The following is an 11,733-nucleotide window of genomic DNA, read 5'->3' as shown; positions in this document are numbered from 1 at the left end:
CCGGACGGCCCGCCGGTCGCGGACCCGCCCGCCGCCACTCCCCCGGCGCCCGCCCGGCCACCGGACGCCGCCCGGCCGGACGCCCTCGTCCCGACCACCCCGCCGGCCCCGGCGTCCGCCGCCCGCCGGACCGCCCCCACCCCGGCGCCCGCCGTCGTGCCGGACCTGGCCCGGCTGCTGCGGGAACGCCTCGGTCCGGCGCTGACCGCCCGGCGGGCCGTGGAGCCCGGGGAGCGCCTCGTCTTCGTGGACCGGCCGGCCCCAGCCGGCGCGCCGCCCCGGCCCGGCACCGCCGAGGTCCGTACCGGCCCGGTCCGCCCCGCGCCCGCCACGCCGCCCGGGACGGCCGGGGACGCGCCGCCGGCCGTTGACGTCCACCTACACATCGACCGGGTCGTGGTCACCCGCGCGCCGACCCCGCCGCCGCCCGCGCCGGCGCCCCCGGCGAAATCCACGGTGGACCACGCCGCGTACCTCGCCCGTCGCCGGGAGGGCCGATGAGCAACAGCCTCGCCATCGCCGCGGTCACCTCGACCCTGCGGTACGTCCTCGAACGGGCCCTCGACACCACCCACCCCGGGCCGGTCGGCGGCGCCACCGTCACCACCCTGCGTCCCAACCAGCTCTCCGACACCGCGCTGGTCTCCGCGCCCGGCATCAACATCTACCTGTATGACGTGCGCCCCAACCACGCCTGGAACCTCAGCGACCTGCCCACCCGGGGCCGCGACGGCGGCTTCACCCGCCGGCCGGTCGCCGCGCTCGACCTGTACTACCTGCTCACCTGCTACGGGGAGGCCGAGTCCCTCGACGCGCAGCGGCTGCTCGGCCGGGCCGTGCTCGCCCTCGCGGTCACCCCGACGCTGACCCGGGACGTGGTCACCGCCGCCATCGACCTGTACGCCGACGACGTGCCGACCGCCTTCCTCGCCGAGTCCGACCTGGCCGACCAGGTGGAGCGGGTCAAGGTCGCCCCGTACACGCTGTCGGTGGAGGAGATGTCCAAGCTGTGGGCCACCTTCGCCACCCCGCACCAGCTCTCCCAGACGTACGTCGCGACGGCCGCGCTCGTCGAGGCGGACGTCACCCCGCGCCGTGCGCTGCCGGTGCGGCAGCGGACCGTCACCGTCCTCGCCGGCGGCCCCACCGTGCTGACCGCCCTGGTCACCGATCCGCCCGGCGGGACCGCCGCCACCGGCGACCGGGTCGAGCTGCGCGGCGCCGGGCTGCGCGGTCGGCCCGGGCAGACCACCCGCGTCCACGTCGGACCGGCCACCCTCACCCCGGAGCCGGGTGGCACCGACACCACGCTGGCCGTCACCCTCGACGGCACCGTGCCGGCCGGGCTGCACGGCGTACGGGTCGCGCACGTCACGCCCGCCGGCGGCGGAGAGCCCGCCCGGGTCACCGCCGGCTCCAACGCGCTGCCGCTGCTGGTCCGCCCCACCGCGTCGGTGGTGGACGGGCCGCCCGACATCGTGCTCGGGGTCGCCCCGCCGCTGATGCCCCGGCAGCGGGCCACCGTCCTGCTCAGCCGGCTCACCCCCGGCCCGGCCGGCGAGCCGGACGCGCTCGCGATCCGGCTCGCCCCGCTCGCCCCGGACGCCGCCCCGCAGGACCGGCTCGCCCTCGCCGCCGGCGACGTGCCCAGCGGCGACTGGCTGGTACGGGTGCAGGTCGACGGGGTGGACAGCCTGCCCGACCTGGTCGGAGAGGTTTACGGCGCGCCCGCCCTGACCGTGCCGTGACCGCCGCCGACCGCCGGGCCCGCCCGGCCGACCCGCCCGGCGTGTCCTGGGACGAGGCGAACCGGCTGGCGCTCGTCGCCGAGCTGGACGTGCTGCGGGTGCGGCTCGTCGCGTACCCGGGGGAACCCGACCGGGCGGAACTCGCGGCGGCGCAGGGGCGGCTGGCGGCGGCCCGCGCGCTGCTCGACCGGCCCACGGCGCTCGACGGGCTCGCCGCCGCGCTGCGCCTCACCGGCTTCGAACGGGCGGTGCTGCTGCTGGCCACCGGCCCGGAGCTGGCCGGCGAGGTGGCCGACGAACTCACCGCCGCGCACGGGCAGCCCCGCCCCACCTTCGGCCTCACCCTGGCCGCGCTGCCCGGCGCGCACTGGAGCGCGCTCACCCCGGACGCGCCGCTGCGCCGCTGGGACCTGGTCCGCCTGCTCGACCCGGACACCCCCACCGGCAGCCCGCTGGTCACGGAGGAACGGGTGCTGCACCACCTCATGGGCGTCCGCTACCTGGAACCCGACCTCGCGGCCGTGGCCCGGCCCGTCCCGCCGCCCGCCTCACTGCCGCCCGCGTTCGCCGCCGTCGCCGCCACCATCCGGACCGTCTGGGAGCACGGCCGGCCCGCCGTGCTCCAGGGGCCGCAGCCGGCCAACCTGCCGGTGGTCGCGGCCGCCGCGGCCGACGGCGCCGGCCGCGAGCTGCGGCTGGTCGCGGTGGCCGACCTCCCCTCCGCGGTACGCGACCGGGACCGGCTGCTGCGCCTCATCGGGCGGGAGAGCCTGCTCGCGCCGGCCGCCTGGGCGTTCGACGCCGACGGGGCCCGCCCCGAGGACGCCCGCGCGCTGATCCGCGCCCTCGGCACGCTGCCCGCCCCGGTCGCCGTGTTCGGCGCACTGGACACCGTGCTGGCCGACGGCGTGCTGGTCGGCGTACCCCGGTTGCCCATCGCGGAACGCGCGGCGGCGCTGGACGCCGCGCTCGACCGGCACCTGGCGGACCGGGCGGCGGGCGAGGCGGCCGCGGTGGCCGGGGTGTTCGACCTGGCCCTGCCCGACCTGGAGCTGGCCGCCGGGGACGCCGCCGCCGGCACGCCGCTGTGGCAGGCGTGCCGGGCCCGCTCCCGCAGCCGCTACGGCGGGCAGGCCCGGGTTGTCCGCCCGCGCGCCCGCTGGGCCGACCTGGTGCTGCCGGACACCCACGTGGCGCAGCTGCGGTCGCTGGTCGCCGCCGTGCACCACCGCACCCGGGTGCTGCACGACTGGGGTTTCGCCGAGCGGAGCAGCCGTGGCCTGGGCACCGCCGCGCTCTTCGCCGGGCCCAGCGGCACCGGCAAGACCCTCGCCGCCGAGGTGATCGCCCGGGAGCTGGGCCTGGACCTCGTGGTGGTCGACCTCAGCCAGGTGGTCAGCAAGTTCATCGGCGAGACGGAGAAGAACCTCAGCCGGGTCTTCGACGCCGCCGAGGACGGCGCGGCCGTGCTGCTCTTCGACGAGGCGGACACCCTGTTCGGCAAGCGGACCGAGGTGCGCGACAGCCACGACCGGTACGCCAACCTGGAGGTCGGCTACATGCTCCAGCGGATGGAGTCGTTCACCGGGCTGGCCATCCTCACCACCAACGCCCGGTCCGTGCTCGACCAGGCGTTCCTGCGCCGGCTGCGGATCGTGGTGACCTTCCCGTACCCGGACCGGGCCGCCCGGGAGACCATGTGGCGGCGGGCGTTCCCGGACGCCGTGCCGGTGGACGGGATCGACCCGGGGCGGCTCGCCGCCGTGGACCTGCCCGGCGGTGGGATCGCCGCGGCGGCGCTCACCGCGGCGTACCTCGGGGCGGACGGAGAGGGGATCACCGGGGAGCAGGTGGCCACCGCCACCCGGTGGGAACTGGCCAAGAACGGACGCTCGCTGGGCGGCCGCTGACTCTTGATCCACAGGTTCAGGGTCCGAGTACCTGGCGGCCCACTCCTCCGCAGGCCCTGGCCCGGGTCGCAATTGCCGCGATCGGGGCGGGTCGACGGCATACGGGGCGGCGTCGCGAGTGGAGTCACCGGGCGTCGTCCTTCGCCGGCCACACCGCGTCGGTGGGCAGGCTGGAGGCGAGCCTGAGCACGGTCACGCTGGCCACCGCGACGATGACGGCCACGATCAGCCAGACAAGTTGCGGGTTCACCGTGATGACCTTGGTGACGCCGACCGGCGCGACAATCGCCGAGACCGCCCAGGTGAGTTGGTAGACGGCGAGGTAACGGCCCCGGTGTGACTGCGGTGCCGCGCCGGCACCGAGCGAGGCCGATGGTGTGGTGTGGAGCAATTCGCCGAGGGTGAACAGCAGCGTCGCGACCACGAGCCCGACCGACACTCCGGCGCCGACAGGCAGCATGTCGGCAAGTGCGAAGGTGCAGAACGAGGCGATGAACACCACGCCAGCGAGAGCCATGGCGTGGGTGCGGCGTACGGCGCGTTGCCAACGGAGAACCGTGAGTTGGCCGACGCCGACGAGGACGGCGTTGATGGTGAACAGCACGCCGAGCAGGCTTGCGGGCGCGTGCAGCACCACCGTGGCGTAGACAGGGATGGCGAGCGGGAAGACCCAGTGGGCGAAGGTGAACGCGAGCTCGGCCAGGACCAACCGCCGGAACGGCCGGTCAGCGAAGACTCGGCCGTACCCGGCGAACATCCCGAGCAGGCGTTGTCGATCTGCGCGCGGAACCGGGTGGGCGGGCCGGGCCGGCCTTCCCGTGGAGGCGAGCAGCGCCGCCGCAATCAGGAAGCTCGCCGCATTGGCGCCGGCGATCAGGTGGTATCCGGACTCCTCGGCGAACTGCATCGCGGCGGCAGTGAACAACCCGCCGAGCCCGAAGCCGACGTTGCGCCCGGTGCGTACCAGCGCATAGAGCCGGTCCCGGGCAGCGCCCTCCGCCAGATCCGCGACGTACGCGCTGTTGGCGGGGTAGAAGCTGCGGTCGCCGGCGGAGACCAGCGCGGCGACGGCGACGAACGCGCCGAAGCTGCCGACCAACGGATAACAGGCGAATCCCGCCGCCCGCGCAAGATAGGTGGCGATGATGATTTTCCGCGCGCCGAATCGATCGGACAGGACCCCGGCAAGCGGATTGGCGGCCACTCCGGCGACCGCCGCGATGGTGAGACCGAGACCGATGGTCGCCACCGGCAACCGGGTCACCTCGTGAAAGAAGAGCACCGTGAGGGGCAGATAGAGCCCTGATCCCAAGGCATCGATGAACAGGCCGGCCAGATATCCCTTACCGGCAGTCTTGGGGGCGCCCTCAGCCGATGCGCGCGGCAGTGTCGTGGTCACCGGCAGATCCTGATAGCTGAACCGAACTTGAGGTCAACGCCTGGAGGACGTCAGACGGCAACCGCTGACAACACCCGGCAGTACAGGCCTTCGACGTGCCGCCGCTGCGCGAGCCAGGCCCGGCTGATTCGTTCCTGTCACATCTCACCGAGCGATTCGGTCTAATAGGTACAACTCGGCAGATCGAACACCTCGCCGGAAGGGCCGCCCGCGCATGAAGACCATCGTTCTCGTCCACGGCTTCTGGGTGACCCCGCGCAGCTGGGAACACTGGATCGACCGCTATCAGCGGGCCGGCTACCACGTCGTCGCGCCCGCCTACCCGGGGTTCGAGGTGGAGGTCGAGGCACTCAACGCCGACCCGACTCCGATCGAGGAGGTGACGGCCCCGGCGATCATCTCGCACCTGGAGTCGGTGGTCGGCGCCCTCGACGAGCCGCCGATCATCATCGGCCACTCCGCGGGCGGCGCGTTCACGCAGGTCCTGCTGGACCACGGATTCGGCGCCGCCGGCGTGGCGATCAACTCCGCGGCGACCGAGGGCGTGCTCGTCACCCCGCCGTCCCAGATCAAGTCGACGTTCCCGGTGCTGAAGAACCCGGCGAACCGGCACAAGGCCGTCGGCCTCACGCCCGAGCAGTGGAAGTACACGTTCGCCAACACCCTCACCGAGGAAGAGTCCCTCGCGCTCTACCAGCGGTACCACGTACCGGCATCCGGGCGGATCCTCTGGGACAGCGTGCTGGCGAACTTCCAGCCCGGCCCGCAGGACATCCACGTCGACTACCACAACGACAACCGGGCGCCGCTGCTGTTCGTCTCCGGTAGCGAGGACCACCTCATGCCGCCGAGTGTGCAGCGGTCCAACGCCAAGCACTACAAGTCGTCGAAGACCATCACCGAGATAAAGGAATACGAAGGCAGGGCGCACCTGCTGCCCGCGCAGAAGGGGTGGGAGGAGGTCGCCGACTACGTCCTGGCCTGGGCCGTGAAGCATGCCGGATGGCCGGCCGCGACCGGCGCCTGAAGGACGCCCGAGCCGGGAAGCCGCAGCGCCGAGGCCCTCGCCGACCTGGCCGCCGTGCACGCACCGGCTGGGGACGAACGCACCGCCCCGGAAGCTGGCTGCCTCGGGTCAGTCCGGCGCGAGGGAGCGCCAGATCCGGTCGGGCAGAACGCGGGAAGCCTGCCCGAGGTCGATGCCCGGCACGCCGGCGAGCCACCGGCGCGCGGTCTCCGCCACCGGGCCGATCAGCAGCATCTCGACCAGTGGCTCCGGCAGGGTGGCGATCTCGCCGGCCGCCATGCGTGGCCGCAGCCAGCCCGCGACGGCCGCCATGTGCGGCGCCTTCGCCGCCACGACCTGCTCGGCGTGCGCGGCCAGGTAGCCGGCGTAGGCCGAGGCGTGGATGAAGCGCGCCGCGGCCCGGTTGTCCTCGGTGAAGCGCAGGTAGGCCGTCACGATGGCGCGGACGCCGGTGCGGGCGGTCCGGGCCCGGCCCAGCGCCGCGATCAGCTCGTCGAACAGCGCCGCCATGCACCGGCTGTACAGCGCCGCGGCCAGCCCGTCGAAACTGCCGAAATGGTGGTAGAGACTGCCGAGGCTGACCCCGCTGGCGGCCGTCACCGCGTTGACCGTGAAGCCGGGCTGGCCGGCCGCCTCGAACACCTCCAGCGCCGAGGCCAGCAGCCGCTCCGCGGTCGCCTCGCCCCGCTGCTGCTTAGGCGACATGCGCCATCCCCTGATCCCACAACCGTCGGGCCAGGGCGGGATCGTCCGCCACGGGCGCGAGCGGCACCGGACGGTCGCCGTCGAAATAGCGACCGGATCTCTCACCGGGCGCGAACGCCAGCCGCACCACCGGCGCCGCGCCGGCCTCCGGAGTATCCCACCGGCGCTTGACCACCTTGAGCAGGAGGCCCATCGCGCCACCGGGATCGCCCAGCCCGGTCCTGATGACGCCGGGATGCACCGCGTCGATGGTCACCCCGGTGTTCTCCCAGTGCCGCGCGAACAGCGGCACTGTGAGCAGGTTCGCGAGCTTGGTGTCGCAGTAGGTGCGCATCCGGTGGAAGTCCTCGCCCCAGGGCGTCCGGTCCGGGTCCACCCGGCCCTTGACGTAGAGGCCGGCACTGACCTGGACCACCCTGCCCAGCCGCTTCTCCAGCAGGTGGTTGAGCAGGAACGGCGCCAGGTGGTTCACCGCGAACGACTGCTCGTACCCGTCCTCGGTGCGCACCAGCCGGGTCGGCCAGACACCGGCGTTGTGCACCAGCACGTCGATCCGCTCGCAGCGACCGGCGAGCTCGACCGCGACCGCCCGGACGGACGACACCACCGACAGGTCGCCCACCACGAGCTCCGCCGAACCGGCCGCGCGGCCCGGGGAGGCCCGCAGCGCCGCCACCGCCTGCTCGCCCCGCGTCCGGTCCCTGGTCACCAGCACCACCCGGCAGTCCCGTCGCACCAGTTCGGTGGCCACCGCGAACCCGATGCCGCGATTGGCTCCGGTCACGACCGCCGTCACCGTCTCCGCCATGGTCGCCAGCCTAGACGGAAACTAGAGCTACTTTCTAGAACAGATCTCGGCATCAGGCTTTCCATGCATCGAGGGACAGCCATATGATTCCGGGGCGTCGGACGAACATTCCGCCCGCCGGTAGCCGACGTCCCGGCGGACAGCGGGCGACATCGGCGCATTTCAGCGACGTGATCGGCCGCGTCGAGGCAACGACGACGGCCCGCGAACCGTTGGAAACCGACCCGCCTCGGAGAGGAGCCGGAATGGGACTCATACACGCATGGCGCATGCAGAAACTCGTCTCGGACGCCAGAACCGCCTTCAACCAGGGCGATGTCACCTTCAGCGCCGGCTTTGACATCGACACCCGACGCCGGGTGTCCATGAAGCAGATCCGCAAGGAGATCGATTTGATCATCAACGCCGTGGAGCCGATCGGCTGGGAGTGCATCAGCGTCGAGCCGTTCATGGCCTCGGTCGGGATCGACTTCGTGCGTAGGACGTGATCTCCGACTGAGCACCGGCCGTCGCGGGCGCCGCAGTTCAGCCCTGCGCGAGGGGGAGACCGTCGTTACCGGGCCCGGCGACGGCCGCCCTGGCGGCCCGCTCGATCCTCGCGCACCGCGCTGCCAGGAACCCCTTGTCGGTCGGCTCCAGGTGCGCGTACTCGGCCGCTGCCCCGGTGGAGCCGTCGAGCTGTTCCCGCAGGATGTCGGCGTGCCCGGCGTGCCGGCTGGTCTCGGTGAGCACGTGGACCAGGATGTTGAACAGCTTCACGTTCGGGCGTGGCCACCAGGGCACATAACCGGGCGAGTCGATCGCGAGGGCGGCGATCGTCGCATCCGAGTGCTCCCACACCCGCCGGTAGCGGTCGATGATCTCCGCGCGCGTCTCGTGCTCGTACGCCCACATGTCGGTGTCGTCCTGGGCGGCGTCGTCGTCCCATCGGGGCAGGGGCTCGAGGGACGGACGGCCGAACACCTCGCCGAAGTACCGGGACTCCGTGACCGACAGGTGCTTGACCAGGCCGAGCAGGTTGGTCCCGGTCACGGTCAGGGGGCGGCGTACGTCGTACTCGGCCAACCCGTCGAGCTTCCACAGCATCGTCTCGCGGATATCGCGCAGGTCCCGGTGCAGGTACTCTTTCGCGAACTCATCGATCATGGGTCAGCACCCTGCCATGCGCTTTCGGTGCGCGCAGCCCCATGAGCAGCACCCCGCACCGCTATCGTTCGCGGCGTGAAGGAGTCGATGCCGGGCTTCGCGGTCCGCTACGCATGGCGAGGACTGGCCGCGTCCATGGTGGCGGTCGCCTGGGGAACGCTCGGCTACGGCCTGTTCCTCTCCCCCCATGACCAGCAGGCATGGGACGGCCTGGAGGCTGGTGGACGGTTCGCCGCCAACCTCTCCGTCTACCTGCCGTATCTGGCCCTGACGCTGCCCGTCGCCGTCGTGGTCGTGCTGGGGCTGCTCCCCGCGCCCCGCCTGCTGTCCCCACTCCTGGCAACGACGGTCGGCATCGCGCTCTTCGTGTGGTGGGTGACCGTCCAGGACTACCTGTTCGATGCCCAGCCCCAGCTCTCGGCCTGCCTCGTGGGGTGTGTGGCAGCTGACGCCGGCGCCGTCGGAGCGTTGACCGCTGCGTGGGTGCGGGCGGGACGGCAGCCGAACACCGCTTCTCCACGTGATGCCCGCCAGGTGGCCTAGGACGTCAAGGTCGTCGAATCCGGTGGCACGGCTCGGTCTGGGATCCTGACCGCATGGAGAGTGTGGATCCGGGCGGGCCACTGGGTGACGCGGAGATCCGGGAGCTGGCGCGGTTGCTGGCACGGTTCGCGTCGCACGAGCTGGATCAGTGGGAGAACTGGCGTATCGACACCACGCGTGGGCCGGTGTTCGTATCGGTCAGCCGCGAGTTGCCGCCGGGACGGCCGGAGGAGGCGTTCAGAAGGATCTGGCCGACGCCTGCCCACCTGACAGAGGACCGCCGCGGGAGCTGGACGGTGTGGCGGCAGGACGACAACGGCAACCGGTACGTGGTCTCCCGGCACGGCACCCGGGCGGAGGCGGACTCGGTGGCCGCCACGATGGAGGCGCGAGGCCACAAGCAGACCTACTGGGTCGCCCGATCAGCCTGAGCCCCGGCCGCGGCCAACGCGAACACACCCCGGTCCGCGGATCATCCGGGTCGCGCACGATGGTGGTGGGCGTGACCCGGTCGACCCGCGAGGTGAACGGCGCTCCCCGGGCGGCCGCTGATCCGTCAGATACCGCCGGTCACGTACCGGAAGCGGCCTCCCAGCTCCGTGACGAGCAGATCGAGTTCGGCGCGGGCGGCGTCGTCGATCGCGCCGGTGATGCGCCACTCGACCCGGGCGTGGACGAACCGGGTGAGGAGTTCGATGTCCTTGTCGATCTGCGTCCGGTAACCCTCGGTGAGCCGGAACATCCGCACGTTCTTGCTCTCCCGCAGCACCACCGTCGAACCGTCGACGAACATGTGGTCGATGTACCGGCCGCCGCCGCGACCGGTCGGCAGGAACACCTGGGCGGCACCCTCCGGCGGGAACTGGCGCGCGAAATCGACCAGGCTTCGTTCCCCGCTGAGGAGTTCGGCCCGCAGTTCTGCCTGCCGCGCCGGTGACACGACGTCGCTGGCGCGTCTCGGCACGGTCGGGGCGACCTCCAGGGCGTGCCGGGCCTCGCCGACGGTGCCCTGGGCCCCGCTCTCGATCGGCGGCGCGCCGCGCGGGCGGTCCAGCGGGGACAGCCCCTCCGCGGCCGCCCGGGGGTCGACGCCCTGGCTCGGCATCTGCGCCTGGTCGAACAGGTCCGCCACGCCGCGTCCGCTGCGGTTGGTCAGCTCCTCCTCCAGGGCCGCCGCGGCGCGCGCCGCGCCCTCCGCGTCCGTCTCGGCCATCCGGGCGATCCGGCGGAACCGGGCCCGCACGGCAGGGTCGGCGTCCAGCACGTTCTGGAAGTTCTCTGTGATGCGCGACAGCGTGTCGCGGGTCGACCGGAATCCGGTGGTGTAGACACCGAGGTCGTTGCGGCTGGCGATCAGCTCGATGTGGAACCGGCCGGGCCCGACGGGGGTGGCCGCGAACGTCTCGATCCACCGGTACCGGGTCTTGAGCGCCATCAGCTCGGCGAGCAGGACGGGGATCGGGGTGTTCACCACGTCGTTCGCCTCCTTGATGACGCGGGCCTCGGCCATCGCCTCGGGCAGCTGCGCCGCCTTGGCCACGTCGTCGGCGACCGTCGGGGTGCCCGGCTCGTCGGCCGCGCGGACCGCGCCCTCGCCCAGTTCGTCGGCTTCCCGGGTGGCGGCTCCCTCGGCGCCTTCGCGGCCGGCCCGGGCGCCGCCGGCCTCGGTGGCCTCGCGGGCGGCGCCGGCCTCGGCCGCCTCCCGGCCGGTGCGGGACGCGCCGGTCGCCGCGCCCTCCCGGGCCACGCCGGCCTCGACGGCCTCCCGCGCCGTGCGGGACGCGCCGGCCTCGGTGCCCTCCCGGGCTGCCCGGCTCGCGGCGAGGGCCGCCTCGTCGCCCAGGCCGAGCATCCGCCCGGCCAGCCCCTCGACCCGTTCGAGGAGCCCGGCGGCGAAGCGGAACCGGCTGAGGAAGCCGCGCGCGGCGCCGATGCCGCGCATGAGCGGCCCGCGCAGCGGGCGCAGCGCCCGGCCGAGCACCCCGAGCAGCTCGCCGCCGAGGTCGAGGAAGCGCAGCAGGTAGACCAGCAGGGTGCGCAGTCCCGGCTCGACGGCCTTGAGGGCGGCGTAGTTGCCGGCGCTGAAGTAGATGATGGCGGCTTGGAGCAGCAGGAACCCGGCCACGAAACCGATCTTCCGGCCCAGCTCGAAGTCCGGCAGCATGATGAATTCGAGCAGCGCGTCGGCGGCCCGCGCGCCGAGCGACTGGGCCCCGGCCACCATGGCCGCCCAGGCGTCGCCGAGGAGCTGGGCGAGCCCGCCCACGGTGGCGCCCTCGCTCTGCACCTCGCCCCGCATGTCGGTCTCCAGCGTGGCGGGGTCGAGGTCGGCCTCCATCCCGCCGGCCGCCGCCTGGGCCAGGGCGCCGGCCGGCAGCGCCGCGACGATCTGCGCGTCGGTCGGTTCGCCGGGCACCGCCGCCAGCGCGACCGCCGCGCCGGCCGCC

General features: G+C 73.4%; 11 protein-coding genes and 1 pseudogene. 7 read left to right on the top strand and 5 right to left on the bottom strand.

All coding sequences use genetic code 11. The annotated features are described in order from the left end of the window. The 3 genes and pseudogenes from IEY96_RS10610 to IEY96_RS33120 form a co-directional block, all read left to right on the top strand. A pseudogene (locus IEY96_RS10610) lies at window positions 1-501 on the top strand (hypothetical protein); the annotation flags it as partial. Continuing rightward, window positions 498-1,748, top strand: coding sequence for a Pvc16 family protein (locus tag IEY96_RS10605; RefSeq protein WP_189194628.1), 1,251 nt, complete (start codon window positions 498-500; stop codon window positions 1,746-1,748). The pseudogene IEY96_RS10610 and the gene IEY96_RS10605, both read left to right, overlap by 4 nt. Beyond that, window positions 1,745-3,658, top strand: a complete 1,914-nt coding sequence (locus tag IEY96_RS33120; protein ID WP_189194627.1) for an ATP-binding protein — start codon at window positions 1,745-1,747, stop codon at window positions 3,656-3,658. The genes IEY96_RS10605 and IEY96_RS33120 overlap by 4 nt, the downstream gene beginning before the upstream one ends. A gap of 124 nt (window positions 3,659-3,782) precedes the next feature. Here IEY96_RS33120 and IEY96_RS10595 read toward each other — a convergent pair whose 3' ends face one another. Then, a complete protein-coding gene (locus IEY96_RS10595; protein WP_189194626.1) occupies window positions 3,783-5,057 on the bottom strand; it encodes an MFS transporter in 1,275 nt (424 codons plus the stop codon). 214 nt (window positions 5,058-5,271) lie between these two features. Between IEY96_RS10595 and IEY96_RS10590 the strand changes: the two genes are divergently transcribed. Next, window positions 5,272-6,084: an alpha/beta hydrolase gene (locus IEY96_RS10590; RefSeq protein ID WP_189194625.1), complete on the top strand. Its 813-nt coding sequence runs from the start codon at window positions 5,272-5,274 to the stop codon at window positions 6,082-6,084. A gap of 108 nt (window positions 6,085-6,192) precedes the next feature. Here IEY96_RS10590 and IEY96_RS10585 read toward each other — a convergent pair whose 3' ends face one another. After that, window positions 6,193-6,789 (bottom strand): TetR/AcrR family transcriptional regulator, encoded by a 597-nt coding sequence (locus IEY96_RS10585; protein ID WP_189194624.1) that lies wholly within the window; start codon window positions 6,787-6,789, stop codon window positions 6,193-6,195. Further along, the gene (locus IEY96_RS10580; protein ID WP_189194623.1) at window positions 6,779-7,597 is read right to left on the bottom strand and encodes an SDR family NAD(P)-dependent oxidoreductase; all 819 of its coding nucleotides are present in this window, start codon (window positions 7,595-7,597) and stop codon (window positions 6,779-6,781) included. Before IEY96_RS10580 ends, IEY96_RS10585 begins: the two co-directional genes overlap by 11 nt. A gap of 269 nt (window positions 7,598-7,866) precedes the next feature. Here IEY96_RS10580 and IEY96_RS10575 point away from each other — a divergent pair, with 269 nt between their 5' ends. Further along, window positions 7,867-8,085 (top strand): hypothetical protein, encoded by a 219-nt coding sequence (locus IEY96_RS10575; protein WP_189194622.1) that lies wholly within the window; start codon window positions 7,867-7,869, stop codon window positions 8,083-8,085. Window positions 8,086-8,122: 37 nt separating this feature from the next. Here IEY96_RS10575 and IEY96_RS10570 read toward each other — a convergent pair whose 3' ends face one another. After that, window positions 8,123-8,743, bottom strand: coding sequence for a DinB family protein (locus tag IEY96_RS10570; RefSeq protein WP_189194621.1), 621 nt, complete (start codon window positions 8,741-8,743; stop codon window positions 8,123-8,125). Window positions 8,744-8,818: 75 nt separating this feature from the next. On the opposite strand from IEY96_RS10570, the gene IEY96_RS10565 reads away from it, so the two are divergent. Both IEY96_RS10565 and IEY96_RS10560 read left to right on the top strand, forming a co-directional pair. Further along, on the top strand, window positions 8,819-9,286 hold the full coding sequence (locus IEY96_RS10565) for a hypothetical protein (protein ID WP_229791501.1): 468 nt from the start codon (window positions 8,819-8,821) through the stop codon (window positions 9,284-9,286). A 53-nt stretch (window positions 9,287-9,339) separates the two neighbouring features. Further along, window positions 9,340-9,717, top strand: coding sequence for a hypothetical protein (locus tag IEY96_RS10560; protein WP_189194796.1), 378 nt, complete (start codon window positions 9,340-9,342; stop codon window positions 9,715-9,717). Window positions 9,718-9,842: 125 nt separating this feature from the next. Here the strand turns inward: IEY96_RS10560 and IEY96_RS10555 are convergent. Then, window positions 9,843-11,733, bottom strand: a 1,891-nt coding sequence (locus tag IEY96_RS10555) for a hypothetical protein (protein ID WP_229791500.1), incomplete at its 5' end; no start/stop codon positions are given.

Origin of the sequence: Micromonospora fulviviridis (assembly GCF_014648395.1) — a bacterium.
In the GTDB taxonomy this organism is placed as follows: domain Bacteria; phylum Actinomycetota; class Actinomycetes; order Mycobacteriales; family Micromonosporaceae; genus Micromonospora; species Micromonospora fulviviridis.
Note: the sequence above shows the minus strand (reverse complement) of the source record. Positions and strands in the feature narration are given on the sequence as shown.